This is a genomic window from Vreelandella venusta (assembly GCF_007989605.1).
Lineage (GTDB): Bacteria > Pseudomonadota > Gammaproteobacteria > Pseudomonadales > Halomonadaceae > Vreelandella > Vreelandella venusta.
In genome coordinates this window covers 1-789 of the sequence record NZ_BJUL01000061.1, presented here as the reverse complement: position 1 = coordinate 789, position 789 = coordinate 1, and the positions used below count along the sequence as shown (strand labels likewise).

1 protein-coding gene is annotated in these 789 nt (G+C 56.7%); it reads right to left on the bottom strand.

The genetic code is table 11. The annotated features are described in order from the left end of the window. A partial coding sequence (trkA, locus tag HVE01_RS19755; protein ID WP_146945494.1) for a Trk system potassium transporter TrkA occupies positions 1-789 on the bottom strand: 789 nt, incomplete at both ends.

Genomic DNA, 789 nt, shown 5'->3' with positions numbered 1-789 from the left:
ACTTTCTTGGCGCCCAAGCGTTTGGCCAGCAGCGACGACATAATATTGACCTCGTCGTCGTTGGTCAGGGCACAAAAGATATCGCAGTCTTCGATGTTCTCTTCTTCCAGCAGCCGCTTGCTGGTGGCGCTGCCGTGAAGTACCACCGTTCGGTCAAGCCGCTCTGAAAGCGCAGTACAGCGCTCTATGCTGTGCTCGATAATCTTAACTTGGTGGCTGTGCTCCAGATGCTCGGCCAAGCGTTCACCGATATTGCCGCCACCGGCAATCACCACCCGCCGGAAATCCCGTTCAACGCGGCGTAGTTCGCTCATTACCGCGCGAATATCACGCCGTGCGGCCAGGAAAAACACCTCGTCGTCGGCTTCAATCACCGTATCGCCACGGGGAATAATTGGCCGGTTGCGGCGGTAAATGGCTGCCACGCGTGTTTCCACATTAGGCATGTGTTTGGCGAGAAAGGCTAAATCCTGCCCCACCAGTGGGCCGCCGTAGAACGCCTTGACCGCCACCAACTGCACCAAACCACCGGCAAACTCCAACACCTGCAGCGCACCGGGGTGCTCAATCAGGCGGCGCACATGATCCGTCACCACTTGTTCAGGGCTGATCAGTACATCAATAGGAATCGCTTCGTGGGCAAACAGCCCCTTACGGGTGAGGTAGGCGGTTGAGCGTACGCGGGCAATTTTAGTAGGCGTGCGAAACAGCGTATGGGCGACTTGGCAGGCGATCATGTTGATTTCATCGGTGTTGGTCACCGCAATCAACATATCGGCATCTTCACAG